This window comes from Curtobacterium sp. PhB190 (assembly GCF_004365385.1).
Lineage (GTDB): Bacteria > Actinomycetota > Actinomycetes > Actinomycetales > Microbacteriaceae > Curtobacterium.
The window spans coordinates 75,202-97,291 of sequence record NZ_SODN01000003.1 but is presented as its reverse complement, the minus strand read 5'-3'; the positions used below and the strand labels follow the sequence as shown (position 1 = coordinate 97,291).

20 protein-coding genes are annotated in these 22,090 nt (G+C 70.4%); 10 read left to right on the top strand and 10 right to left on the bottom strand.

Going from position 1 to position 22,090, the window contains the following annotated elements; genetic code table 11:
- Nucleotides 1-129 precede the first annotated feature (129 nt).
- The 6 genes from rpoC to EDF47_RS05720 form a co-directional block, all read right to left on the bottom strand.
- Nucleotides 130-4,011 (bottom strand): DNA-directed RNA polymerase subunit beta', encoded by a 3,882-nt coding sequence (gene rpoC, locus EDF47_RS05745; protein ID WP_111083489.1) that lies wholly within the window; start codon nucleotides 4,009-4,011, stop codon nucleotides 130-132.
- 45 nt (nucleotides 4,012-4,056) lie between these two features.
- The gene (rpoB, locus tag EDF47_RS05740) at nucleotides 4,057-7,545 is read right to left on the bottom strand and encodes a DNA-directed RNA polymerase subunit beta (protein ID WP_111083490.1); all 3,489 of its coding nucleotides are present in this window, start codon (nucleotides 7,543-7,545) and stop codon (nucleotides 4,057-4,059) included.
- Nucleotides 7,546-8,015: 470 nt separating this feature from the next.
- Nucleotides 8,016-8,627, bottom strand: a complete 612-nt coding sequence (locus tag EDF47_RS05735; protein ID WP_132099141.1) for a hypothetical protein — start codon at nucleotides 8,625-8,627, stop codon at nucleotides 8,016-8,018.
- Nucleotides 8,628-8,933: 306 nt separating this feature from the next.
- Nucleotides 8,934-9,584 carry a response regulator transcription factor gene (locus EDF47_RS05730; protein ID WP_132099142.1) on the bottom strand — a complete coding sequence of 217 codons (651 nt, stop codon included), beginning with the start codon at nucleotides 9,582-9,584 and terminating at the stop codon, nucleotides 8,934-8,936.
- Nucleotides 9,581-10,948 carry a histidine kinase gene (locus EDF47_RS05725; RefSeq protein ID WP_132099143.1) on the bottom strand — a complete coding sequence of 456 codons (1,368 nt, stop codon included), beginning with the start codon at nucleotides 10,946-10,948 and terminating at the stop codon, nucleotides 9,581-9,583. Before EDF47_RS05725 ends, EDF47_RS05730 begins: the two co-directional genes overlap by 4 nt.
- On the bottom strand, nucleotides 10,945-11,478 hold the full coding sequence (locus tag EDF47_RS05720) for a hypothetical protein (protein WP_132099144.1): 534 nt from the start codon (nucleotides 11,476-11,478) through the stop codon (nucleotides 10,945-10,947). The genes EDF47_RS05725 and EDF47_RS05720 overlap by 4 nt, the downstream gene beginning before the upstream one ends.
- A gap of 142 nt (nucleotides 11,479-11,620) precedes the next feature.
- On the opposite strand from EDF47_RS05720, the gene EDF47_RS05715 reads away from it, so the two are divergent.
- The 6 genes from EDF47_RS05715 to EDF47_RS05690 all read left to right on the top strand — a co-directional run bounded on the left by EDF47_RS05715 (nucleotide 11,621) and on the right by EDF47_RS05690 (nucleotide 16,792).
- Nucleotides 11,621-12,463 carry a fused MFS/spermidine synthase gene (locus EDF47_RS05715; protein ID WP_123339452.1) on the top strand — a complete coding sequence of 281 codons (843 nt, stop codon included), beginning with the start codon at nucleotides 11,621-11,623 and terminating at the stop codon, nucleotides 12,461-12,463.
- Between the two features lie 115 nt (nucleotides 12,464-12,578).
- Nucleotides 12,579-13,268, top strand: a complete 690-nt coding sequence (locus EDF47_RS05710) for a DUF4064 domain-containing protein (protein ID WP_131877683.1) — start codon at nucleotides 12,579-12,581, stop codon at nucleotides 13,266-13,268.
- Nucleotides 13,269-13,393: 125 nt separating this feature from the next.
- Nucleotides 13,394-14,224: a hypothetical protein gene (locus EDF47_RS05705; protein WP_133937355.1), complete on the top strand. Its 831-nt coding sequence runs from the start codon at nucleotides 13,394-13,396 to the stop codon at nucleotides 14,222-14,224.
- Nucleotides 14,221-14,712 (top strand): SprT-like domain-containing protein, encoded by a 492-nt coding sequence (locus EDF47_RS05700; protein ID WP_123293099.1) that lies wholly within the window; start codon nucleotides 14,221-14,223, stop codon nucleotides 14,710-14,712. Before EDF47_RS05705 ends, EDF47_RS05700 begins: the two co-directional genes overlap by 4 nt.
- A 47-nt stretch (nucleotides 14,713-14,759) precedes the next feature.
- A complete protein-coding gene (locus EDF47_RS05695) occupies nucleotides 14,760-15,455 on the top strand; it encodes a CGNR zinc finger domain-containing protein (protein ID WP_111083499.1) in 696 nt (231 codons plus the stop codon).
- Between the two features lie 77 nt (nucleotides 15,456-15,532).
- Nucleotides 15,533-16,792: an Nramp family divalent metal transporter gene (locus tag EDF47_RS05690; protein WP_208320955.1), complete on the top strand. Its 1,260-nt coding sequence runs from the start codon at nucleotides 15,533-15,535 to the stop codon at nucleotides 16,790-16,792.
- A 33-nt stretch (nucleotides 16,793-16,825) separates the two neighbouring features.
- Here EDF47_RS05690 and EDF47_RS05685 read toward each other — a convergent pair whose 3' ends face one another.
- Together EDF47_RS05685 and EDF47_RS05680 are read right to left on the bottom strand one after the other, a co-directional pair.
- Entirely contained in the window at nucleotides 16,826-17,128 is a 303-nt protein-coding gene (locus EDF47_RS05685; RefSeq protein ID WP_111083501.1) for a DUF427 domain-containing protein, read from the bottom strand.
- 67 nt (nucleotides 17,129-17,195) lie between these two features.
- Nucleotides 17,196-17,801: a hypothetical protein gene (locus tag EDF47_RS05680; protein ID WP_243834015.1), complete on the bottom strand. Its 606-nt coding sequence runs from the start codon at nucleotides 17,799-17,801 to the stop codon at nucleotides 17,196-17,198.
- A gap of 97 nt (nucleotides 17,802-17,898) precedes the next feature.
- Here EDF47_RS05680 and EDF47_RS05675 point away from each other — a divergent pair, with 97 nt between their 5' ends.
- A complete protein-coding gene (locus EDF47_RS05675) occupies nucleotides 17,899-18,531 on the top strand; it encodes a GNAT family protein (RefSeq protein WP_123671409.1) in 633 nt (210 codons plus the stop codon).
- Between the two features lie 3 nt (nucleotides 18,532-18,534).
- Here the strand turns inward: EDF47_RS05675 and EDF47_RS05670 are convergent, their stop codons facing one another.
- A complete protein-coding gene (locus EDF47_RS05670) occupies nucleotides 18,535-19,302 on the bottom strand; it encodes a carbonic anhydrase family protein (RefSeq protein ID WP_133937359.1) in 768 nt (255 codons plus the stop codon).
- Nucleotides 19,303-19,377: 75 nt separating this feature from the next.
- Here EDF47_RS05670 and EDF47_RS05665 point away from each other — a divergent pair, with 75 nt between their 5' ends.
- From EDF47_RS05665 to EDF47_RS05655, 3 genes are all read left to right on the top strand, one after another.
- Nucleotides 19,378-19,860 (top strand): hypothetical protein, encoded by a 483-nt coding sequence (locus tag EDF47_RS05665; RefSeq protein ID WP_133937361.1) that lies wholly within the window; start codon nucleotides 19,378-19,380, stop codon nucleotides 19,858-19,860.
- A gap of 131 nt (nucleotides 19,861-19,991) precedes the next feature.
- On the top strand, nucleotides 19,992-20,564 hold the full coding sequence (locus EDF47_RS05660; protein WP_123293403.1) for a DUF1684 domain-containing protein: 573 nt from the start codon (nucleotides 19,992-19,994) through the stop codon (nucleotides 20,562-20,564).
- 10 nt (nucleotides 20,565-20,574) lie between these two features.
- A complete protein-coding gene (locus EDF47_RS05655; RefSeq protein ID WP_166673191.1) occupies nucleotides 20,575-20,934 on the top strand; it encodes a GntR family transcriptional regulator in 360 nt (119 codons plus the stop codon).
- Between the two features lie 113 nt (nucleotides 20,935-21,047).
- Here the strand turns inward: EDF47_RS05655 and EDF47_RS05650 are convergent, their stop codons facing one another.
- On the bottom strand, nucleotides 21,048-21,881 hold the full coding sequence (locus tag EDF47_RS05650; RefSeq protein ID WP_133937365.1) for an endo alpha-1,4 polygalactosaminidase: 834 nt from the start codon (nucleotides 21,879-21,881) through the stop codon (nucleotides 21,048-21,050).
- Nucleotides 21,882-22,090: the final 209 nt, after the last annotated feature.

The window sequence follows — 22,090 nt, the reverse complement described above, 5'->3', positions numbered from 1 at the left end:
ACGCACCCGCCTGACGGACTGGAGGCCCGTGGCGGCCCCGCCCCGCGCCTCCCGTCCGTCACGTGGTGACGACACGACGAAGGCCCCGCCTCCTTGCGGAGACGGGGCCTTCGTGGGATCACATCAGACTCAGTTGTACGTGCCCGGCGTGAAGTCGTCCGACGAGAAGCTGTCGAAGTCGACGAAGCTCAGGTCGGCGTCCGAGAACGACGAGTCGTCCGCGAAGATGCGGTTGGGGTACCGCTCTGCCTTCGCTTCTTCCGTCGCGTTCACGTCCACGTCGCGGTACCGGCTGAGGCCCGTCCCGGCGGGGATGAGCTTACCGATGATGACGTTCTCCTTGAGGCCGACGAGGTGGTCCTGCTTGCCCTCCATGGCCGCCTGCGTGAGCACGCGGGTGGTCTCCTGGAAGGAAGCGGCGGACAGCCACGACTCGGTCGCGAGGGACGCCTTCGTGATGCCCATGACCTCCTGGCGAGCCGAGGCGGTCTTGCGACCCTCCTGCAGCGCCGCACGGTTCAGCATGTTGTAGCGCGACCGGTCGACGAGCTCGCCCGGCAGCAGGTCGGTGTCGCCGTGGTCGACGACGGTGACCTTGCGGAGCATCTGACGGACGATGACCTCGATGTGCTTGTCGTGGATCGGCACACCCTGCGAGCCGTAGACGTCCTGCACACCGTTGACCAGGTGCTTCTGGACCTCTCGGACACCCTTGACCCGGAGGACTTCCTTCGGGTCGACGGTGCCGGCGATGAACTGCTCGCCGAGCTCGACGTGCTGGTTGTCCTCGATGAGGAGCGTCGCACGCTTGAGCACCGGGTAGATGAACGGCTCGTCACCGTTGTCCGGCGTGAGGATGATCCGACGACCCTTGTCCGTGTCCTCTACGACGACGCGGCCGGGGGCCTCGGCGATCGGGGACGCGCCCTTGGGCGTACGGGCCTCGAAGAGCTCCGTGACACGCGGCAGACCCTGGGTGATGTCGTCGGCCGAGGCCGAACCACCCGTGTGGAAGGTACGCATCGTCAGCTGGGTACCGGGCTCACCGATGGACTGCGCGGCGATGATGCCGACTGCCTCACCGATGTCGACCAGGTTCCCGGTGGCGAGCGAACGGCCGTAGCACTTCGCGCAGACACCGACGGCCGACTCGCAGGTCAGGACCGAGCGCACCTTGATGCTCTCGACACCGGCTGCCAGCAGCTTCTCGAGGAGCACGTCACCGACGTCCTCACGAGCCTCGGCGACGACCGTGCCCTTGGCGTCCACGGCCTCGGTGGCCAGGGTGCGCGAGTACACGGTGTTCTCGACGCGCGGGTCGCGGACCAGCTTGCCGTCCGCGTCCACGGTCGCGATCGGCAGCTCGAGGCCACGCGTCGTACCGCAGTCGTCCTCGCGGATGATGACGTCCTGCGAGACGTCCACGAGACGACGGGTGAGGTACCCGGAGTCCGCGGTACGGAGCGCGGTGTCGGCAAGACCCTTGCGAGCACCGTGGGTGGCGATGAAGTACTCCGCCACGGTCAGGCCCTCGCGGTACGAGTTGATGATCGGGCGGGCGATGATCTCGCCCTTCGGGTTGTTCACCAGACCACGCATACCCGCGATGTTGCGGACCTGCAGCCAGTTACCACGAGCACCCGACGACACCATGCGGTTGATCGTGTTGTCGACGGGGAAGTTGTCCCGCATCTCCTGCGCGATCTCGTTGGTGGCCTCGGTCCAGATCTTGATCAGGTCGGCGCGACGCTCGGAGTCGGTGATCAGACCCTTGTCGAACTCGCCCTGCACCTTGGCGGCCTGGATCTCGTAGCCCGCGATGATCTCCTTCTTGCGAGGAGGCGTCACGACGTCCGACAGGGCGACGGTCACACCGGAGCGCGTGCCCCAGTAGAAGCCGGCGTCCTTGATCCGGTCCAGCGCAGCGGCCGTCTCGGTCTTGGAGTACCGCTCGGCGAGGTCGTTGACGATCGCGGACAGCACACCCTTGTCGGTGACCTTCTGGACGAACGGGTAGTTCGCCGGGAGGGTCTCGTTGAAGAGCGCACGGCCCAGGGTCGTCTCGAGGAGGACGGTGTCGCCCTGCTCGTAGCCCTCGGGAGCTTCACCCTCGGCGAAGTGGACACCCGTCATGCGGATCTTCGCCATGGCGTTGAGGTGCAGCGTGTGCTGGTCGTTGGCCAGGATCGCCTCGGCGACCGAGGAGAACGCACGGCCCTCACCGACGGCGCCCTCGCGGACGGTCGTCAGGTGGTGCAGACCGATGATCATGTCCTGTGCGGGCAGGGTCACCGGGCGGCCGTCGGACGGCTTCAGGATGTTGTTCGAGGCGAGCATCAGGATGCGGGCCTCGGCCTGGGCCTCCACCGACAGCGGCAGGTGCACGGCCATCTGGTCACCGTCGAAGTCCGCGTTGAACGCAGCACACACGAGCGGGTGGAGCTGGATGGCCTTGCCCTCGACGAGCTGCGGTTCGAACGCCTGGATGCCCAGACGGTGCAGCGTCGGCGCACGGTTCAGCAGCACGGGGCGCTCGCGGATGATCTCCTCGAGCACGTCCCACACCTGCGGACGCGAACGCTCGACCATGCGCTTGGCCGACTTGATGTTCTGCGCGTGCGACAGGTCGATCAGGCGCTTGATCACGAACGGCTTGAAGAGCTCGAGCGCCATCTGCTTGGGCAGACCACACTGGTGCAGCTTCAGCTGCGGGCCGACGATGATGACCGAACGGCCCGAGTAGTCGACGCGCTTGCCGAGCAGGTTCTGGCGGAAACGACCCTGCTTGCCCTTGAGCATGTCGCTCAGGGACTTCAGGGCGCGGTTACCGGTACCCGTGACCGGACGTCCACGACGACCGTTGTCGAACAGCGCGTCAACGGCTTCCTGCAGCATGCGCTTCTCGTTGTTCACGATGATCTCGGGGGCACCGAGGTCGAGCAGGCGGCGGAGACGGTTGTTGCGGTTGATCACACGACGGTAGAGGTCGTTGAGGTCCGACGTGGCGAAACGGCCACCGTCGAGCTGCACCATCGGGCGCAGTTCCGGCGGGATGACCGGCACGACGCCGAGCACCATCGCTGCCGGCGAGTTGCCGGTGGCGAGGAAGGAGCTGACGACGCGCAGACGCTTGATCGCACGGATCTTCTTCTGGCCCTTGCCCTCGGCGATCTGCAGACGCAGCGCCTCGGCCTCGGCAGCCAGGTCGAACGCCTCGAGCCGGAGCTTGATCGCCTCGGCGCCCATGTAGGCGTCGAAGTAGATCCCGAACCGGTCCTGGAGCTCGTGGAAGACGGCGTCCTCGGGCTTGAGGTCGCCCACCTTGAGGTTGCGGAAGTCCTCCCACACACGCTCGAGACGGGTGATGTCCTCGTCGAACGACTTGCGGACCTGGGACATCTCCTTCTCGGCGGTGTCCTTGGTGCGGCGCTTGACGTCGGCCTTCGCACCCTCTTCCTCAAGGGCTGCGAGGTCGTCCTCGAGCTTCTTGAGGCGGTCGGCGATGATCGAGTCGCGCTGGCCCTCGAGGGTCTTGATCTCGAGACGCATCTCGTTCTCGAGGCCCGGCATGTCCGCGTGACGGCCCTCTTCATCGATGTCGATGATCATGTACGCCGCGAAGTAGATGACCTTCTCGAGGTCCTTCGGCGCCATGTCGAGGAGGTACCCGAGGCGCGACGGGACGCCCTTGAAGTACCAGATGTGCGTGACGGGGGCAGCGAGCTCGATGTGGCCCATGCGCTCACGACGGACCGAGGACTTGGTGACCTCGACGCCGCAGCGCTCGCAGACGATGCCCTTGAACCGGACACGCTTGTACTTGCCGCAGGCGCACTCCCAGTCGCGGGAAGGACCGAAGATCTGTTCGCCGAACAGACCGTCCTTCTCGGGCTTCAGGGTGCGGTAGTTGATGGTCTCCGGCTTCTTGACCTCGCCGTACGACCACTGACGGATGTCCTCGGCGGTCGCGAGGCCGATCCGAATGGCGTCAAAGGAAGTTGCTTCGAGCAATGTTCTTCTCTCTTGCTTGATTCAGGCTTCGATGTACGGGCGGGATCAGATGTCGTCGACGGACGACGACTCGAACCGCGAGGAGATGTTGATGCCCAGCTCCTCCGCAGCGCGGAAGACCTCGTCATCGTTGTCGCGCAGGCTGACCGCCTGGCCGTCGGCCGAGAGGACCTCGACGTTCAGGCAGAGCGACTGCATCTCCTTCATGAGGACCTTGAAGGACTCGGGGATGCCGGGTTCCTGGATGTTCTCGCCCTTGACGATCGCCTCGTAGACCTTCACGCGGCCGAGGATGTCGTCGGACTTGATCGTCAGGAGCTCCTGGAGGGCGTAAGCGGCGCCGTACGCCTCGAGCGCCCACACCTCCATCTCACCGAATCGCTGGCCACCGAACTGCGCCTTACCACCCAGCGGCTGCTGCGTGATCATCGAGTACGGACCCGTCGAACGAGCGTGGATCTTGTCGTCGACCAGGTGGTGCAGCTTGAGGATGTACATGTAGCCGACCGAGACGGGCTCGGGGAACGGCTCGCCGGAGCGACCGTCGAAGAGCTGCGCCTTGCCGGACGAGCCGATCAGGCGCTCGCCGTCGCGGTTCGGGAGGGTCGAGTCGAGGAGGCCCTCGATCTCGCGCTCGTACGCACCGTCGAACACCGGGGTGGCGACCTTCGTGCCCGGAGCGGCGCTGTGCGCTGCCTCGGGGAGGGCCGATGCCCACTCCTGGATGCCCTCGACGTTCCAGCCCTGCTTGGCGAGCCAACCGAGGTGGATCTCGAGGACCTGGCCGAAGTTCATGCGGCCGGGGACGCCGAGCGGGTTCAGGACGATGTCGACCGGGGTGCCGTCGGCGAGGAAGGGCATGTCCTCGACCGGGAGGATGGTCGAGATGACGCCCTTGTTGCCGTGACGACCGGCGAGCTTGTCACCCGCGGTGATCTTGCGCTTCTGGGCGATGTAGACGACCACGCGCTGGTTGACACCAGAGCCGAGTTCGTCGTCGCCGTCCTGCGAGTCGAACACCTTGACGCCGATGATCGTGCCCTCTTCACCGTGGGGCACCTTCAGCGAGGTGTCGCGGACTTCGCGCGACTTCTCGTTGAAGATGGCGCGGAGGAGGCGCTCTTCAGCGGAGAGCTCGGTCTCGCCCTTCGGCGTGACCTTGCCGACCAGGATGTCGCCGGGGCGGACCTCGGCACCGATGCGGATGATGCCACGCTCGTCGAGGTCGGCCAGCAGGTCCGGGCTGACGTTGGGGAGGTCACGGGTGATCTCCTCCTTGCCGAGCTTCGTGTCGCGGGCGTCGACCTCGTACTCCTCGATGTGGATCGAGGAGAGCGTGTCGTCCTTGATGAGGTTCTGCGACAGGATCATCGCGTCCTCGTAGTTGTAGCCCTCCCACGGCATGAACGCGACGAGGAGGTTCTTGCCGAGCGCGAGCTCGCCGTTCTCCGTCGCGGGACCGTCGGCGATGACCTCGCCCTGCTCCACACGCTCGCCGGCCGAGACGACCACGCGGTGGTTGTAGCTCGTGCCCTGGTTGGAGCGGTCGAACTTGCGCAGGTAGAAGGTCTGCGTGCCACCCTCGTCGAGCTGCAGGGTCACGGCGTCTGCCGAGACCTCGGAGACGACACCGGCCTTGTCGGCGGTGACGACGTCACCGGCGTCGATCGCGGTGTAGCCCTCCATGCCGGTACCGACGAGCGGCGACTCGGAACGGAGCAGCGGGACGGCCTGACGCTGCATGTTCGCACCCATGAGGGCGCGGTTCGCGTCGTCGTGCTCGAGGAACGGGATGAGCGAGGTCGCGACCGACACCATCTGGCGCGGCGAGACGTCCATGTAGTCGACTTCGCCCTTGGCGACGAGTTCGACCTCGCCACCCTTCTTGCGGACGAGGACCTTGTCGTCGGCGAAGTGGAACGAGTCGGTCAGCGGCGCGTTGGCCTGCGCGACGACGAACTCGTCCTCTTCCGAGGCGGTCAGGTAGTCGATGGTCTTCGTGACCTCGCCGTTGACGACGCGACGGTACGGGGTCTCGATGAAGCCGAACGAGTTGATCCGACCGAACGACGCGAGCGAACCGATCAGGCCGATGTTCGGGCCTTCCGGGGTCTCGATCGGGCACATGCGGCCGTAGTGCGACGGGTGGACGTCACGGACCTCGACGCCGGCACGCTCACGGGACAGACCACCCGGGCCGAGGGCCGAGAGACGACGCTTGTGCGTCAGGCCCGCGAGCGGGTTGTTCTGGTCCATGAACTGCGACAGCTGGGACGTTCCGAAGAACTCCTTGATCGCGGCGACGACCGGACGCACGTTGATGAGCGTCTGGGGCGTGATCGCCTCGATGTCCTGCGTGGTCATGCGCTCGCGGACGACGCGCTCCATGCGGGACAGACCCGTGCGGACCTGGTTCTGGATGAGCTCGCCGACGGCGCGGATGCGACGGTTGCCGAAGTGGTCGATGTCGTCCACGTCGAGGCGCAGCTGCACCGGCTCGCCGTCACGCACGCCGTTCAGCGTGGTCTTCTCGGCGTGCAGGGACACGAGGTACTTGATCGTCGCGACGATGTCCTTGACGGTCAGCACCGAGTCGGACAGCGGGGCGTCGATCCCGAGCTTGCGGTTGACCTTGTAACGGCCCACCTTCGCCAGGTCGTAGCGCTTCGAGTTGAAGTAGAAGTTGTCGAGCAGCGCACGCGCGGCCTCGGCAGCGACCTGCTCGCCCGGGCGCAGCTTGCGGTAGATGTCCTTGAGCGCCTCTTCCTTCGTGAGGATGGCGTCCTTCTCGAGGGTCGACTCGATCGAGGCGAAGCCCTGGAACTCCTCCATGATCTCCTCGCTGGTCAGACCCAGCGCCTTGAGGAAGACCGTGACCGACTGCTTGCGCTTGCGGTCGATGCGCACGCCCACCTGGTCGCGCTTGTCGATCTCGAACTCGAGCCACGCACCACGCGAGGGGATGACGCGAGCGGAGTAGATGTCCTTGTCGGACGTCTTCTCCTGCTGGCGCTCGAAGTACACGCCGGGCGAACGGACGAGCTGCGACACGACGACGCGCTCGGTGCCGTTGATGATGAACGTGCCGCGTTCGGTCATGAGCGGGAAGTCGCCCATGAACACCGTCTGCGTCTTGATCTCACCCGTCATGTGGTTCATGAACTCGGCGTTGACGTACAGCGGAGCGGCGTAGGTCTTGCCGCGCTCCTTGCAGTCGTCGATCGAGTACTTGGGGTCCTCGAGCTCGGGCGCCGTGAACGAGAGCTGCATGGTCTCGCCGAGGTCCTCGATCGGGGAGATCTCCTCGAAGATCTCCTCCAACCCGGAGTGCAGGGCGAGGTCGGTGCGACCCTGCTCCTGTCCCTCTGCGAGACGGGCCTTCCAGACGTCGTTGCCGACGAGCCAGTCGAAGCTCTCCGTCTGGAGTGCGAGCAGATCAGGAACCGTGAGGGTGTCCGTGATCTTGGCGAACGAGAGTCGCGAGTGGTTGCGACCGTTCTTGGGGTTGGTGGATGCGTTGGGCGCAGCAGCCAAGGGTGTGACCTCCGTAGGCCCCGTCGGGCCGATACTGACGAGCAGCATGTAGGTGAGTAGATGATCGCTCGGCGATCCCCGCGAGTTCTTGCCCTGCGACCACGCCGACGCGTGCCTGACGCGGAACGTCGGTGCACGTGTGGGATGATCTCCGTGAGCGGGACCCGCCGCCATATACGGGTCCGGCTGCACCAGGGCGAGTTGAGCTTGTCCAACTCAGAACTCTGCGTCGACCGCAATATGACGACACGGATGCCAGGGAGCGCGAACTGCCATCATAGTTCGCGCCGAGTCGTGCTGTCCAGTCCTGGCTTGACCAGATTCGGCAGTGGCGTGTATAAGCCGCTCCGTGCCCGCGGAATTCCCGGCCCGCGCCCGGCCCGCAACGGCCCGCGCCCGGCCCGCGACGGCCCGCAACGGCCCGCAACGGGCCTGCGCACCCGGCCTGCGCAGTGGACCCGGCCGTGCGCTCAGCCGAGGCGCTCGCGCTCGACGTGCGCCGCGCCTCCCGGCTGGACCTGCCGCCCCGCCAGCGCACGGAAGGCGTCCTCGGGTCGACGGGTGCGCACGAAGGTGACGCGACCACGGTCGTCGGTGAGCTCGATCCCGAGTCCGGGGGTGAGGATCAGGGCGCGCACACCGCGACCGATCCGCAGGCCGACGCCGCCGTAGGTGCGGGCGTCCGCCTCCACGAGTCGGACGTCGGCGATGCGCCGACGTGCGATGCGCCGTGGCGGCAGCGGCCGGAAGTGCAGCGTGACGTGCGTGTCGGTGACAGCGAACCCGGCTCGTGCGAGCAGCAGCAGCACGCCCGCCACGACGGCGACCAACGCCGGAACGATGAGCGCGGTCTCCGGTGCGTCGCCGGGCCAGGCGGTCACCGCCGCGGTCAGGCCGAGGCCACCGAGGAGCAGGACCGCGCCGACGACACGCATCCAGGTGGGCGCCGCCTCGTGGTCGGCGTGGGCCGGACGGGAGGCGCGGGGCACCCGCGTCGTCCGGCTCGCGGTCGTGCGCGTGGTGTCGCGGGTCGTCGGTGCGGCCGGGCGTGCGGTGGGCACGCTCATCGTGTCAGCGGTCATGTCGGGTCTCCTGCGGCTCGGCGGAGTGTTGCATCCCGTATTTTACATGACGGGTGCGATGTGATCACGGCCAGCGCGCGCGGGTGACCGGAAGGGGCACGCGGACGCGTGCCGACGGCGCGCACGCTCGAGCGGTGGGGGCGCTCGACGGCACGTCGTGGTCACGTCGGGAGGGCGGACGCGCGAGGTGTGGGGCACTGCACGCATCGACGCGGTCCCGCGTGACGACCGGATGAACAGTACGGAACGAGTCTTGGCGTCCGCTGGCCGTCCATGTGTACGCATTCACGTACCGGCCAGGACCGGTCAGCGCAGGACGCGCGCGACCGCCTCGGCGCGGGTGGTGACCCCGAGCTTCGCGAACACCTGGTTCACGTACGACTTCACCGTCGGCACCGTCAGGAACAACTCCGCCGCGATCTGCGGGTTCGTCCGGCCGGCCGCGATGCGCTCGAGCACGTCGGCCTCGCGCGGGGTCAGGTCCGGGAACCGGTCACGCAGCGCCGGCACAGCGGGTGTGGGCCCCGTCGCCCCGCCGCCGGCGAGCTGCGCCACCAGCCGCGCCCCCACCGTCGCGTCGAACGTCGACTGCCCCGACGCGACCGCCCGGATCGCCGTCGCGATCTCGGTCCGTCCGGCGTCCTTCGTCAGGTACCCGCGCGCACCGGCCCGGAGCGCGGTCACGATCGACTCGTCGTCCGCGTAGGTCGTCAGCACGAGCACCGCCACCTGCGGGTGGTCGGCCACGATGCGCGCGGTCGCCGTCGGCCCGTCGGTGCCCGGCATGCGGAGGTCCATCAGCACGACGTCGGGAGCGTCACGGTCCACCGCTGCGATCGCCTCGGCACCGTCGGCGGCCTCACCCGTCACCTGCAGGTCCGGCACGAGCGACAGCACCGTCACCAGGCCGTCGCGGACGATCGCCTGGTCGTCGACGACGAGGACACGGATGGTCACGAGGCGTCCACCTCGTGCTCGGCCACCCGGTCCACCGGCAGGTGCAGCGCGACGACGAACTCGTCGTCGGACCGCTCCGCTTCGACCGTCGCACCGCTGCCGAGCTCCTCGACGCGCTCGCGCATCCCGAGCAGCCCCTGGCCGCCGCCGGTGAGCGGGTTGGCCACGACGACGTCCACGGCGTCGCCGTCGCGGACGACGGACAGTGACACGGGGCGGCCGGGGGCGTGCCTACGGGCGTTGCTGAGGGCCTCGCGGACGACCTGGACGACGGCGGCGCGGTGCGCCTCGTCGAGTGCGGCCAGGGTCGCGTCGCCCTGCACCACGATGGTGCCGCCGAACGAGCGGTGAGCGGCGACCAGGGCGGTCAGGTCGGTGCGGTCCGGCACGTGGTCGGTGCGGTCGGTCTGGTCGGTGTGGTCCGGCACCTGGTCGGTGGACGGCCGGGAGGCGCGGCTCGCGTCCGGCACGTCGGCTCCGGTGGTCCGCGTGGCCGTGTCCGGGGCCGTGGTCCGGCCCGGGGTGGTGGCGCGGTCCGCGGTCGTGGTCGGGTCGGGGGCGGCCCGGTCCGGGGTCGCGGCCCCGTCCGGGGTGGCACCGGGCTCGGCGTCCGCGTCGTCGCGGAGGGCGTGCACGGCTCGGCGGGCCTCGGCGAGGCCGTCCGCCGCCAGGGTCCTGGCCTCGCCGGCACGCTTCGTCGCGTCGTCGACCCGGCCGGCCTCGAGCAGGGCCTCGACCGCGTCGAGCTGCAGCACGAGACCGCCGAGCGAGTGCGCGAGGACGTCGTGGATGTCCCGCGAGGCCCGGGACCGATCGGCGAGGAGCTGTGCCCGCTGCTGGTCCTGCTCGGCCTGCCGCGCGCGCTGCGCCGCGACCCGGAACTGCCGGCGGCTGAACCCGATGAGCACGCCGAGCAGCAGCCCGCCGCTCGTGCCGAGGACGAACTGGACCGAGGCGTGCTCGATCGTCGCGCAGACGGCGATGACCACCATCGCCCCCACCGCCGCCACCGCCGCGAGCCAGACCGGCACCCGGAGGTTCGCGCCGAGCAGGACGATCCCGACGATCACGGGGACGATCATGAGCGAGTCCGTCGCCACCACGGTCAGGGAGCCGGCGACGATCATCACCACGCCCGCGACGACGAGCAGCTGCGGCGTCCGGCCGAACTCGCGGAGCGCCCACGCGGCGAGCGCCACCGCGCCGAGCACCCACACCCACGCGGGCGGCTGCAGCTCGAGTCCGTTCTTCACGAACCAGAACCCGACGATCACGATGCCGAGGGCGTTGAGTCCCCAGGCGGTTGCCGAACGGGACCGACCCCCGGGGAGGTCGGTCGGGTCCTGTCCGCTCAGCAGGGTCACCGGACCATCATGCCGCGGGTGGTGCGGCGGCTGGCGGTCCGGTCTCCGCGGTCTCCGCGCGGGATGCGCTGGTCGATGACGACGGCGCGGGCGGCGCGGTTCAGGGCGAGCACGAGCAGGATCGCGCCGGTCGAGGTGAGCAGGTGCGCACCGAGGTGGCCGCCGAGCACATCGAGGCCGACGCGCACGGCGATGAGCACGATCCAGAGCGACGCACCGAGCCACCCCGTGCGGGACTGGATCGTCCGACCCTTGCTGTCCGGGGTGGCGACCGTGCGGAACCGGGTGATGGTGCCCATCGTCAGGCCCACACCGATCGTGATCAGGGCCTCGATGCCGAGGAACACGACGTCGGTCGTGGTGATCGTCGCCCCCGACTGCGCCAGGACCACCACACCGACGATCGCCATGATCATCGGCGTACGCCAGATGCGCGCCGGGTCGAGGTACTGCCAGGTGGCCTGGCGGTACCCGAGGAAGCCGACGAGGGCGACGCCGATCAGGACGTTGACGAGGAGCTGGACCGACATGGTGTGCCTTTCGAGGTGACCCGGCGGGACGTCCCCGACCGATGGATCCAGCCTCGTTCCGGTGCGTCCGCGGGCACACCAACCAGGGGTGGGGGCCCGGGTGGTGATCGCGGTGCCGGTCGGGTGGTGTTCGATTGACCGCATGGCTGATGCGTTCGACGGGTTCCGGATCGGTGCGGGCTACTCGGTGGTCGAGCCGGACCGGCACCGCCCCGGGTCCTTCACGCTCGTGGTGGACGGCACGCCGCAGTCGCACGTCGACCTCGAGGACCCGACCCACCTGGCGTTCGAGTACATCCGGCGGATCGGGCACGCCATCGACCTGCTGCCGTCCGGCCCGGTCACGGCGCTGCACCTCGGCGCCGGTGCCCTGACGCTCCCCCGGTACGTCGCGGTGACCCGGCCGGGCTCGCGCCAGCAGGTCATCGAGCTCGAGCGCGACCTGGTGGACCACGTCCGCGAGGTCCTGCCGTTCCCCCGCGGTGCGTCGATCCGGGTGCGGTACGGCGACGCGCGCGAGGTGCTCGGCAAGCTCCCCTCCGGGCTGCGCGGCACGGTGGACCTGGCGGTGGTGGACGTCTTCGGCGGCTCGCAGATCCCGGCGCACGTGACGAGCATCGAGTTCTACCGCGAGGTCGCCGCGTTCCTGTCGCCGACCGGCATCGTCGCGGTGAACGTGGCCGACGGCGCTGGTCTCGCGTTCGCACGGGGGCAGGCGTCGACGCTGCAGGCCGTACTGCCGTCGGTCGCAGCGGTGGCGGACACCGGCATGCTCAAGGGGCGTCGGTTCGGGAACATCGTGCTGCTCGGCTCGCCGACCGACCTGCCGATCGCCGAGATGCCGCGGCGGTACTCGTCGGACCCGATGCCGGCGAAGGTCGTGCACGGGGCCGAGCTGCGGGCGTTCATCGCCGGGGCGCCGATCGTCACCGACGCGACGGCCGTGGCGTCACCGGAGCCGAACCGGAGCGTGTTCGGCGCCTGACCCCGCGGTGGCGACGGGGAGGCGCGCCAGGCCGTTCCCGGGCACTCGGCGGGTGCGGCTGTCAGGATGGTCTGAACGACCGCGCAGGTGCGCGACCGAGCGATGGGATCCCCTGATGACGAACGACGACCGGAGCAACCAGGACCGGACGGGCGACGGCCAGGCGCCGAGCTGGGGCGAAGCCCCGCAGCAGCAGCCCGCCGCCGACGCACCGCGGTACGGCGAGCGGAGCGACCCGACGCCGCAGTACGGGCAGTCCGCCCCGCAGTACGGCGAGCAGCAGAACCAGTACGGGCAGCAGCAGCAGTACGGGCAGCAGCAGGACCAGTACGGGCAGCAGCAGCAGCAGTACGGCCAGCAGCCGTACGCCGCGGCGCCCGCGAGCTCCGGTTCGCCCGCGTGGCAGAGCTACGAGGAACCGAAGGCCAAGAAGAAGACCGTCGGCGTGATCGCGTTCGTGGTCGGCCTCGCCGCCCTGGTCGTGGGAGCCATCGGCGGGTACCTGTTCGGGCAGTCGTTCGGCGCTTCCGACGCCTTCCGCGACTCGATGCAGAACAGCGGAGCGACGCCGAGCGACGCGCAGATCACCGAGCTGATGACCTCGTCGAACGTCATCACCGGGTCCCTCATGTTCTACCTGGGCACGGCCCTCGGCCTGTGGGCGATCGTGCAGGGCATCATCGCTGCCGTCACCAAGCGTGGCCGCGGTTGGGGCGTCTTCGCCATCGTCCTCGCCGTCGTCGCGCTCATCGTCTTCGTCGTGGCGGTCGGCGTCGCTGCGGTCGCGGCGAGCGGGATGTCCTGATCCGCCGAGCCGGTCCGGAACGGCCCGTCGTGCTCCGGCACGGCGGGCCGTTCTCCGTCCACCGGCGCGAAGCCTGAGCGCGTCGCACCGGCCGCTCCCGGCAGAGCGCGGCTACCCTCGAACCGATGTCCCTCCCGCCCGACGACCGTCAGCAGCCCGACCCGTCCGACCCGTCCCGTGAACCGCGCCACGCGGCTCCCGTGACGGCCGGGGTCAGCCCGGGCAGCACCTTCGCGCCCATCAGCCTGCGGCCGGCGGTCGACGTCGACGCCGTGCACCAGCGTCTGCGCGACCTCGGTCAGAGCCGCAGCACCGAGGCGCTCGCGGAACGCGCCGAACTCCTCCGCCTGCTCGGCCGTCTCGACGAGTCCCTCGTCGTCGCGGAGGAGGTCTTCCGCCTCGCGATGTTCACGGGCGAGCGCCAGGACAAGGTCGCCGCCCGGATCCGGCGCGCGCACATCCTGCACGACCTCGGTCGCCACGACCGTGCCGCGACCGAGGCCGCTCTGGCCCGCGACACCGCCGCGACCGAGGAGTGGCCGGAGCTCGAGGGTGCCGCCGCCGAGATCGAGGGGTGGTCACTGTTCGAGAACGACCGCTTCGAAGATGCCCGCGCCGCACTGTCCCGCGCCTACCAGGCGTTCCGCCAGGCCGGTGCCCCGTCCGAGCGCACCGACGCGCTGCGCACCGCGGTCGAGGCGGCGATGCGTGCCTCGATCACGCACCCCGCCGAACCCGCCGACAAGCCGCGGACGGCCCGCGAGGTCGCCGCCCGCCGTGCCGAGGACGACGAACCGACCATGCGCGTCGCCGAGCCGGTCAAGCAGGTCCCGCCGATCCGCCGCCGGGTGCTCGGGGCGCCGGACGCCGCGCGCACCGAGGCCGACGACATCTGGGGACGGATCGCCGCGCGGGCAGCCAAGAAGGGCCAGGCCGACCCCCGCGCCGACCAGTGACCGCACTCGAGACGGTCCGTTCCCGAGCCGAGGCACTCATCACCGAACACCTCGGCGCGGGCTCGTGGGCCTTCGGGTTCGACCACGCGAAGACCCGCGCAGGACAGTGCGACTTCGCCCGGAAGCGCATCACCGTCAGCCGGCACCTGGCGACACGGTTCTCGGACGACGACGTCGAGCAGGTCCTGCTGCACGAGGTCGCGCACGCCCTCGCCGGAGCACGTGCGGGCCACGGCCCGAAGTGGAAGCGGACCGCGTCCGCCATCGGGTACACGGGTTCGCGGCTGCACGACGGCCCGATCGCCAGCGAGCTCGCACCGTGGATCGGGACCTGCCCCGCCGGACACGAGCACTTCCGCTACCGGACGCCCACCCGCCAGCTCGCCTGTGCCCGGTGCTCCCGCCGGTTCGATCCCCGCAACGCCATCGTCTGGCGGCGCCGGAGCGACGCTGACACCCCGTCGACGGTGGCCTCGACTACCGCATGAGTCCGTCCGCGCGCGGAGGCGCGCCGGTAACCCGTTAGCCTGGACGGATGCACACGGGGCAGCACATCCGCACGGACGCCGGATCCACCTGGTTCTTCGACGCCGGTCGGATCGCCCTGGACTTCGCGCACACCGGTGGGTTCGCCGACGACCCGGACGGCCGGCGTCCCCGATCGCAGCTCGGTGAGCTGCTCGCGAGCCCGGCGGACCTGGACGAGTGGCTCAGCGACCACACCGAACCGATCGACGTCGGGGCGAGCGCGCGCGAGCTGCAGGACGCCCGCGCGCTCCGCGCGGCGATCGCCCGACTCGCCGTCGCCGCAGCCCCCGGCCCGGCGACCACCGCGGCCGAGCGCACCGCCGTCGCGGCGGGCCTGCGTGCCGGGACCGGCCGCACGCGCCCCGCGCCCGACGACATCGACACCGTCAACCTGTTCGCCGCCCTGCCGGACGTGCCCCCGAGCCTCCCGGGTGGCCGACGACGTGCCGGAGCGAACCGCGTCCGCCTGGCCCAGGCACTGTCCAGCGTCGCGCGCGACGCCGTCGCGCTGTTCACCGAGGTCGGCTTCGACGACGTCGAGGCCGACGGCCGTCCGACGCGTCTGAGCCGCTGCTCGGCGGACGACTGCGCGCTGGTCTTCTACGACTCCTCGCGGGGCGGGACACGCCGCTGGTGCTCGATGCAGCGCTGCGGGAACCGCGCCAAGGTCCGTGCGCACCGCGCTCGGCGCGCGGCGGTCTGAACCACCCTCCAGCCAGTCGAAAAGGCATCGCGAAGAAAAAGATTCGGTGTGCCGAATTCTCTGGCATGCTGGGTCCCGTGACCGACACCGCCGCAGCCAGGACCACCGAGGAACCCACGGGTACCCCGAGGCGCCGCGCCGCCGGCCTCACCCTGCTCGGCCCGGCGTTCGTCGCGGCCATCGCCTACGTCGACCCCGGCAACGTGGCGGCCAACCTCACCGCCGGGGCGAAGTACGGCTACCTGCTCCTCTGGGTCCTGGTCGCCGCGAACGCGAGCGCGGTCGTCGTGCAGTGCCTGTCCGCCAAGCTCGGCGTCGTCACGGGCAAGTCCCTGCCGGAGCACCTCGGCCTGCGGATGCGTCGCACCCCGAGGCTGCTGTTCTGGGGGCAGGCCGAGATCGTCGCGGCGGCGACCGACATCGCCGAGGTGATCGGCGGCGCACTCGCCCTGCACCTGCTCTTCGGCCTGCCGCTCGTCGCCGGTGGGCTCATCACGGGCGTGGTCTCGATGCTCCTGCTGACCCTGCACAGCCGCCGCGGGACCCGCACCTTCGAAGCCGTCGTCACGGCGATGCTCGCGATCCTGACCGTCGGCTTCTGCGCCGGGCTGCTCTTCGCGCAGGTCTCCCCCGCCGAGCTCGTCAGCGGCCTGGTGCCGCGGTTCGAGGGCTCCGAGTCGGTGATGCTCGCGGCGTCGATGCTCGGCGCGACGGTCATGCCGCACGCGGTCTACCTGCACTCCGCGCTGGCCCGCGACCGGCACGGCGACGTCCCCGCCGGCCCCGAGCGCCGCCGCGTGCTCGTCGCGACCCGGTGGGACGTCGGTCTCGCGCTGGTGGTCGCCGGCGGCGTGAACATCTGCATGCTCGTCCTGGCCGCGGCGACCCTGCCCGGCGTCGCCGACACCGACTCGATCCCCGGTGCCCAGCGGGCGATCGCCGACCACGTCGGGCCCGTCGTCGGGGTGCTGTTCGCGGTGGGGTTGCTGGCGTCGGGGCTGGCCTCGACCTCGGTCGGCTGCATGGCCGGCGCCGAGATCATGAAGGGGCTGCTGCACGTCCGGATCCCGCTCGTGGCACGGCGCGTGATCACCCTGGTGCCGGCGATCGTGCTGCTCGCGATCGGTGCCGACGCGACGATGCTGCTGGTGGTGAGCCAGGTGGTGCTGAGCTTCGGGATCGCCTTCGCGATCGTCCCGTTGGTCGTCTACACGTCGCGCCGCAGCATCATGGGCACGGACGTGAACGCCGCGACCACCCGCGTGGTGGCGTGGGTGATCGCGGCGGTCATCGTGGCGCTCAACGTCGCGCTGATCGTGCTCACGGTGACGCAGTGAGCGGCGACGCGGTGCGCGGCACGACGTCCGTCGTCACTCGACGACCGTGACGTCCTTCCAGAACGCGACGTAGCCCGAGTAGTCCTTGCCGACGCGGTCGAACGACGACGGGATCGGCGTCGGGTAGGACCACGCGCGGTCCTGCAGCGCCTGTCCGTCCACGTTCACCGTGAAGTACTGGGTGTCGCCCTTCCACGGGCAGTGGTACTGGGTGGGGCTCTCGGTGAACAGCTCGGACTTCACGCTCGACGGCGGGAAGTACCAGTTGCCCTCGATCTTGATGAGGTCCTCTTCCGGGGCCTCCGCGATCACCGTGTCGCCGACGACTGCCTTCATGCGTTGCTCCTTCGCTCGCTGGTGCCGGACGGCCTGGACGGCGCTCCGGTCCCTGTCCGCCCGAACGCTACGCCCGGCCCCGCGATTCCCGCAGGACGACCAGTTCCGGTCCGACGGCGAGCGCCGCGTGCACCGGCTCGCGACCGAGGACGGCCGCGCTCTCGGAGGCCGTGACCAGGTGCTTCACCGCGCGCCGGAGCCCGGTGTACGCCGCGCAGGCCGCGGCGGCCTCCGGTGAGGTGTGGTCGATCCCGACCGCGGCGAGCGCGTCGACGACGGCGCCGGCGGCGAGCAGGTCCTCGACGGCGAAGTCGGGTGCGTCGGGCACGTCGACGGTCTCGCCCGCGGCCTCGGCCGCGTCGTCCAGCGCTCCGGGATGGTGCAGCCCGGCGGCGACGACCGCGACGACGCACCGGTCGCCACGATCGGCCTGGAGGCCCGTCACCCGTTCCGCGATCGCACTCGCGTTGCCGAGGTGGCCGAGCACGACCTCCGGACCGTCCGGCAGCTGGGCGGTCGCGTTCCGCAGCGCGCGGCGCTGCGCCGCCGCGTCCGGCGAGGCCGGCAGGACGTCCACCCAGACGACGAGGTGTGCGCCGTGGACGATGCGTGCCGCACCACCGGTGCCCCACGCGAACCGGACCTGGTACTGCTCCTGGGTGCGTTCTGCCACGTCCGTCACGATAGCCGCCCGGACGATGCTGTCCCTCTCCACAGGGTGGCCGTCCCGACAGGCTCCACCATGGTCGACGACCGTAGGATGCACTTCCATGGAGATCGCCCCCGCGCCCACCCTGACCGGCGACCGTGTGACGCTCGAGCCCCTCGCGCAGGAGCACGCGGACGACCTGCGGGCAGCGGTGACGGACGGCGATCTGTGGCGCACCTGGTACACCTCGGTCCCCGCGCCGGCCCAGGTCGAGGACGAGATCGACCGACGCCTCGCCGAGCACGAGGCCGGCCGCATGGTGCCCTTCGCGGTGCGTGACCGTCCGACCGGCCGTGTGGTGGGCTCGACGACCTTCATGAACATCGACGCGGGCAACCGGCACGTCGAGATCGGCAGCACGTTCCTGGCGAAGTCGGCGCAGCGATCGGGCATCAACACCGAGGCGAAGCTGCTGATGCTGTCCCATGCGTTCGAGGCCTGGCAGTGCATCGCGGTGGAGTTCCGCACGCACTGGCACAACCACCAGTCCCGCGCCGCGATCGCCGGTCTGGGCGCGAAGCAGGACGGCGTGCTGCGGAACCACTCGATCGGTCGCGACGGCACGCTCCGCGACACCGTGGTGTTCTCGATCATCGCCTCGGAGTGGCCGGCGGTCCGGCTGTCCCTGGCCGAGCGGCTCCGGCGGCACGACCGCGCCGAGGGGTCCCGCCGCCGGTCCGCCCGACACGCCTGACCGTCAGAGCCGGTCGCGCACGATCCGGTCCCCGAGCGGCTGGACCGGCCGGGCGTTGTGGTCGTGTACGGCCTCGAGGGCGGCGAGCTGGTCGGCGCCGAGTTCGATCGGGTCCTCGAACACGATCCACCGCACTCCCTCGGTGCAGGGCGGCGTGGTGAGCGAACCGTCGTAGGTCACGAAGGAGCGATCGTCCGGCAGCATCGCCTCGACGTCGACGGTGCTCTCCCGACCGGTTCCGGCCGTGGCGCCGGCGACGTAGCTGTCGTACGCGGGGTTGTGCGCGCCCCGCTCGGCGAGGACCCCGACGACCGTCAGGGCTCCGCGGTCGTCCGCGTGCACGAAGTGGAACTCGGCGGCGAAGCGGTCGCCGTCGACGGTGTGCTCGGAGCCGGCGTGGAAGTGCATCTGCACCAGGTCCAGCGCGTCTCCGTCGATGGTGGTCGAGGCGCCGTCGTCGGCGGTGAACTGCACGGTGTGCCCGTTGTCCGCCGTCGCTCCCCGCACCGGGCCCGATCCGACGAGGTCGAGCTCCGGGCCGTCGTCCGCCTCGGGCAGGTCGATCGGGGACTGCCGGACACCCGTTCCGCACAGCGCGTCGTCGTCCGCCAGTTCCCCCCAGTGCGCCGGCCCGCTCGCGCCGTCGTAGGACCACACCGCGCCCTCGTCGTGTGCGGGGACGACCGACGCCGAGTCGGTGGCGCACCCGGCGAGGACGAGGAGGGCGGCAGGAGCGAGGAGCAGGGGCAGACGAGAGTGAACGGAACGCATGCCTCCCAGATTGACATACTCGTATTTCACATTCACCGGGTACTGGTCACGGCCGCCGCGCGTAGGGTCCTGGGCATGCACGTCGGTATCCGGATCGTCCTCGATGCGCCGGTCGACGCCGTGCGCGATGCCCTGCTGTCCCCGTCCGTGATGGTCGCGGTGACGAAGCCGTTCCTGGTGTACCGCTCGCGCAGCCCCGAGGGGTTCCCGGAGCGGTGGGAACCGGGGCACCCGCACCCGATCACCGCGAGTGCGTTCGGCCTCGTGCCGAGCGGCGACACGCACGTCGACCTCGACCTGTACGAGATCGACGGCGTCCCCGTGCAGCGTGACAACGGCGGCGGTACGAGCGGGCTGTTCGGCCGCATGACGATGCGCCACCGGATGGCGGTCGTGCCGGCTCCCGGCGACCGGACGCTGCTCATCGACCGCCTGACCTACCGGATGCGGCCGTGGCCCCTCGGCGCACTGCTGTGGCCGGGGATGTGGGTCATCTGGCAGTGGCGGGCGTACCGGATGCGTGCGCTCGCGCCCACCTGGCGGACGCATGCTGCCTGACCGAGGCGAGTCGGGCCTCCCGTCCACCGCGGAGCGGGCGTAGCCTCGACCACGTGAGCCAGACGCGCCCCCAGGAGCCGACGACCGACGACCGTGTGCGCAGCACGCTGGCGACCGTGGACTGGCGGCGCATGACGTTCGACCTGTACCGCCGTGTCCGTGCGACGCCGGATCCCCAGACGGCGCACGCGCTGTGGCGGGAGACCCGCGACGCGATGTTCGCGGAGCACCCCGCGTCGCCGCTCCTGGACGAGGACGCCCGCGACTTCGAGTCGCTGCCCGTGCCGGACTACGACCCCGCCTGGCGATTCCAGGTGCGCATCGAACCCGCCGAGCCCGCCGAGTTCGACTACGAGACCGGCACCGACGGCACCGTGCACTTCGACCGCCTCGGCGTCGTGACGGTCCCGGGCGTCGGCACGCTCGACGTCTGGTCGCACGGCGGCTACGCGGGCGGGCTGTTCGTCCCCGTGAAGGACTCCAGCGCCGGCAAGGCCCGCGGCACGTACGGCGGCGGACGCTACCTGCTCGACACCATCAAGGGCTCGGACCTGGGCGGCGACGACGCCGACTCGCTCGTGCTGGACTTCAACTTCGCGTACAACCCGTCGTGCGCGTACGACCCGGCGTGGGCGTGCCCGCTCGCGCCTCCCGGCAACACCGTGCCGGTGCCGATCCCGGTCGGCGAGCAGTACGACTTCTAGGGTGGAACGCATGGCAGGACTGGTCGCACTCGACGCCGGCGGACGCGTGCCGCCCTTCGAGCAGGTCCGCTCGCAGATCGCGGCACAGATCGGCGCGGGGTACCTCGTCGACGGCGAACGACTGCCGAGCGTGCGGGGGCTGGCCGACGAGCTCGGGCTGGCGGCCGGCACGGTCGCGAAGGCCTACCAGCTGCTCGAGGAGGCCGGGCTCGTGCACACCGCGCGTGGTGCCGGCACCCGGGTGGTGCGGCCGGCCGAGGTGCCGGACGCCGTGGCTGATGCGGCACGCGTGCTGGCAGCCGCTGCCCGCGCGGCTGGTCTGTCGGCGGACCAGGCGGCCACCGCGCTCAAGGACGCCTGGCCCGCGTAGGCACCGGGGCTCTGGGGCGTACCTGGTGCTTTCGGGCGTACCTGGTCGGAAGTTCCGGCCCGGTACGCCCGATTCGACTTCCCATCGCGGGCGTTCTGGGAAGGAACCCGCGCTCAGCAGTGCTCGAAGACGTAGGCGTCGTCGGTCGGCGTGACCAGGTCGCGGTCGCGCAGGATCGTCATCGCCGGGCGGCTCTTCAGCTTGCAGACCGAGCCCCACGAGCGCTCGAGGGTGTCCGCGTACTCGATGTCGATGACCCGCTTGCCGTAGGCCTTCGTGTACGCCGAGCACTCCCGGTACTGCACGCACTCCTCGGCGACGACGAAGTCGAACCCGGTCTGCTTCCGGCCGGAGGCCCCGAGCTGCGGCGTGTTCTTCTGCCCGACGGCCAGGCCGTGGCGGTGCCCGGTGTCGACGAGTGACTTCGCCAGCGCGAGGTTGCCGGCGCGCGTGAGCCGCTTCCCGCTCCGGGTCCACGAGTCGAGGTTGTCGAACTCGACCGCGTCGAGCCCGCGGTCGCCGCAGCGGGCGATGGACTTCGCGAGCACCTTCGTGATGAGCGCGCGCTTCGCGGCCGTCCGGGTGTCGAGGAGCATCTCGTCCGGCCAACCCGGGTCGGACACCGGCTTGCCGGCCCGGTCGCGCAGGATCGCCGACGGGTACGACCCCGTCCACGTGCGGGCGGACTCGGGCTGCGTCTGGAACCCGTTGACGTAGCAGATGTCGTACTTGCCCTTCGCGGGCTTCGCGGTGCTGTCCCGCTCGACGATCGTCACACCGGACGGCGGCGTGTAGGAGCCGCCGAGCTGGTAGTCGGGGCGCCCCGAGGTCGGCAGGTTGCGGTAGCTCGCCGCAGCGCTGGTCGGAGCAGCCTCGGCGCAACCGGCCGTGCCGAGGACGGCCACCAGGGCCATCGCGGTGGTGATCAGGACGGTTCGCGTGCGCACCTGGGAATCCTCGCATGCGCACGGCGAACGGACCGGTCCTGGGTTCTGCGGGGTGCACACGCTATGCTGGTGGTACTCGAGACGCCGATCGTCTCGTGCGTCGTACGGACGCCCCGAACTCCCGACCACGTTCCACTGATCCTCTGGTCGATGATCGAGCACCTCCCGAAGGTGCCCAGGCTTCTCTGCTGCGGCGACTGCGCCAGCCA